2 protein-coding genes are annotated in these 2,034 nt (G+C 43.6%); both read left to right on the top strand.

The genetic code is table 11. The features are described from left to right. The first annotated feature begins 111 nt into the window (after positions 1–111). Positions 112–1,236, top strand: a complete 1,125-nt coding sequence (locus Q0X72_RS13760) for a glycerate kinase (protein WP_297766582.1) — start codon at positions 112–114, stop codon at positions 1,234–1,236. A 27-nt stretch (positions 1,237–1,263) separates the two neighbouring features. Further along, on the top strand, positions 1,264–2,034 hold a 771-nt coding region (locus tag Q0X72_RS13755; RefSeq protein WP_297766579.1), incomplete at its 3' end, for an ROK family protein.

Below are 2,034 nucleotides of genomic sequence, written 5' to 3'. Positions count from 1 at the left end.
TCCGTTTACTGCAGGGAGCTTTGCAGGATCAACACAGTTATTTTTATTTAGTGGGCTTTCATTGGTATCGTTTATTATTTCTTTCCTAATTTGATAGCCTAATTCAGCTTCATGAAATTCGTACTCGCCCCGGATAAATACAAAGGTTCTCTAACAGGGTTCGAGATCTGTGAGGCTCTGGAAAATGGCCTGAGAAAGGTGTACCCAAATTGCGACATCATTAAAATGCCCATGGCAGATGGCGGTGATGGCACTATAGATGTGGTGCGCTATTATCTGAAAGCCGATACGGTAAGAGTAACCGTAAACGATCCTTTATTCAGACCTGTACTTGCTTCCTACCTGTATTCCGACTTTACGAAAACTGCCTATATAGAGATGGCCGAAGCCTCCGGACTTAAAGTTTTAAAGGACCCTGAAAAAAACTGCATGCAAACCACAACTTTGGGAACCGGTGAACTTATCGCAGACGCCATAGAAAAGGGGGCAAAAGAAATTATTTTAGGCATAGGGGGCAGCGCCACAAATGACGCCGGGATGGGGATGGCCTCAGCCCTGGGTTTTCGCTTTCTGGACAAGGAAGGAAAAACACTTTTGCCAACCGGAGGTAATCTGATCTATGTTTCGAAAATTGATGATTCACGTTTAGATACTGCGCTCAGCAACATAAAAGTTAAAGTTGCCTGTGATGTAACTAATCCTTTTTACGGCCCAAGCGGAGCGGCATATGTTTATGCCCGGCAGAAAGGGGCAACTGATGAAGAAATAGTCCTGTTAGATGAAGGGTTAATAAATTTTGCTAAGATCCTTGAGAAACAATTTAAAGTTGATGTACAGAAGATCGCCGGGGCAGGAGCCGCCGGGGGTCTGGGCGCCGCAGCAAGCATTTTCCTAAAGGCTCAATTAACCTCCGGGATTGAATTGGTCAAGGAAATGGCGCAATTTGATGCCAATATTAACGATGCGGACTGGATCATCACCGGGGAAGGAAAACTAGACGATCAGACCCTATCGGGTAAAGCATTACAGGGAATATTGAATTCGGCTAAAGATAAAGGAATTCCAGTAGCGGCTTTTTGTGGAGTTATTGATATCTCTGAGAATACAGCCAGAAAATTGGGGCTGGCCTATACTGTAGCGATCTCAAAGGATATGCCTAATTTGGAAGTGGCCTTAAAATCGAGCTATAAAAATTTGGAGGCTGCTGCCGAGGAGTTTGCAAAAAGTCTTACTTAGATTTTTAATCCGACATATATTTGGGAAATGAAGATGGAAAAGAAGGTCCGAAAAGAAGGTAAGAACTTACTTAATGACATATTAGCTATGGATGTTGGTGGGTCATCCATTAAAAGTGGCCTTGTTAGCGGTGAAACCGTAGAAGACATAAGAACAACTCCTATCGATAGTAAAGGGGACAGTGAAACTATAATCACCACATTTTCGGATATTATCAATGGTTATACCGCTGCAAACCACATTAGTGGTATTGCCTTTTCTATGCCAGGACCTTTCGATCATACAATGGGTATAAGTTATATGGGCCCAAATCAAGGTAAGTACGAAGCCATTTATGGCATAAACCTCAAAGAACTGCTTTTGGAAAGGGTATCCACAGACTACCCAATTACTTTCAGAGATGATGGGGAGTCTGCTATTGTGGGAGAAGCCTTATATGGTGCTGGAAAGCCATATGAACGACTTTTGGGAGTAACGCTAGGCACGGGTATTGGTTCCGCCTATATAATTAAAGGGGAACCTCAATATGCGGGAAAGGGGATCCCTGAAAATCTGCTTTATGATTGTTTATGGGAAAATAAAAGGGCGGATGAGGTGTTTTCCATTCGAGGTCTGAAGTCCAGACTTGCTGGTGTTGGTTTTCGGGGAGAGCCTAAGGAAGCCACCGAACTGGCCAGAACCAATCATGAAGTAAGAAAGGTATTCGAGCTATGGGGAGAGGAGTTAGGTCTATTCCTAAACAAATACGTTTCACAATTTAATGCGCAGGCGGTGATCGTTCAAGGCGGACTTGCCGGT

Source organism: uncultured Muriicola sp. (assembly GCF_947258935.1).
Lineage (GTDB): Bacteria > Bacteroidota > Bacteroidia > Flavobacteriales > Flavobacteriaceae > Muriicola.
This window is presented reverse-complemented; position numbering and strand designations above follow the sequence as displayed.

Coding starts and splice junctions, on each gene's coding strand:
- Q0X72_RS13760 (WP_297766582.1), top strand. CDS start 112: ATGAAATTCGTACTCGCCCCGGATAAATACAAAGGTTCTCTAACAGGG.